The organism is Moorena sp. SIO3B2 (genome assembly GCF_010692525.1).
In the GTDB taxonomy this organism is placed as follows: domain Bacteria; phylum Cyanobacteriota; class Cyanobacteriia; order Cyanobacteriales; family Coleofasciculaceae; genus Moorena; species Moorena producens.
The window spans coordinates 1-1,119 of record NZ_JAAHHE010000967.1; the positions used below are offsets into that span (position 1 = coordinate 1).

3 protein-coding genes are annotated in these 1,119 nt (G+C 40.8%); all 3 read left to right on the top strand.

The window, feature by feature from the left end:
* Nucleotides 1-554 (top strand): AAA-like domain-containing protein (locus F6K38_RS42760; protein WP_287360972.1); only part of this gene is annotated, 554 nt, incomplete at its 5' end.
* Between the two features lie 149 nt (nt 555-703).
* Entirely contained in the window at nt 704-955 is a 252-nt protein-coding gene (locus tag F6K38_RS42765; protein WP_287265155.1) for an AbrB/MazE/SpoVT family DNA-binding domain-containing protein, read from the top strand.
* Nucleotides 949-1,119: type II toxin-antitoxin system PemK/MazF family toxin (locus F6K38_RS42770; protein ID WP_287360974.1), on the top strand; the 171-nt coding region annotated here is incomplete at its 3' end. The genes F6K38_RS42765 and F6K38_RS42770, both read left to right, overlap by 7 nt.

Below are 1,119 nucleotides of genomic sequence, written 5' to 3' on the forward strand. Positions count from 1 at the left end.
TGTTTGGGGTGGCTACCCCCTCTGGCTTAATTACTGACCACAAAAGAACTCCTTTTAATATTGGTCAGGCGATTCAACTAGAGGGCTTTAAAGAGCATGAAGCTCAACCTTTGCTTCAAGGATTAGCCGAGAAAGTGACCAATCCTCAAACACTGCTCAAAGAAGTGTTAGCATGGACGAGTGGTCAGCCTTTTTTGACCCAAAAGATCTGTCAATTCATCCGCAGTACTTCATCTGCTATCCCTACCAACGACGAAGCTGAATGGATTGAAAATTTGGTGCGAACCAGGGTGATAGAGAATTGGGAATCCCAGGATGAACCGGAGCATTTGAGAACCATACGCGATCGCATCCTGGAGAGTAAACAATCTGTAGGGCTACTGGAGATATATCGACAAATTGTGGACCAGGGAGAAGTGGTGGCTGTTGACAGTCCAGACGAAAAGGAATTGCTGTTGTCTGGGTTAGTAGTTAAGCAACAGGGATCTCTGAGAGTCAATAACCGGATTTATCAATCGATCTTTGACCGCATTTGGGTTGAGCAGCATGTGTGACTGAGATCTTGGACTTTCAATTAAAATAGTAAAGGGAACAGGGAATAGGGAATAGGGAGTAGGGAGTAGGGAGTAGGGTATCAAAAATTATCACAATTGATTTAGGATTGCTATAAAATAGGAATTATCCATCAAAAGTAATTAAGCTGATGAAAGCGGCAATTGTACGTATTGGAGATTCCCAAGGAATTAGAATTCCTAAAGAAATTATTGAAAAATGTGGTTTAGCTAATGTAGTTGAAATAACAGTAGAAGATGGAAAGGTGATCATTTCGCCAGTATCCCACTCTCGTCAAGGATGGGAAGAAAGGTTTAAAGAAATGGCAGAAAATGGTGATGATGAATTATTAATTGATGATCGGATTGAAAATTATTGGGATGAAGAGGATTGGAAATGGTAGCGATTCCCAAGCAATTTGAGGTGTATTTGGTTTGTCTCGATCCCACCATTGGTTTTGAAATTAAGAAGACTCGCCCTTGTGTGATTATATCTCCTAATGAGATGAATCAGTATATTAAGACAGTGATTATTGCACCAATGACGACAGCGAAGCGAAATTATCCC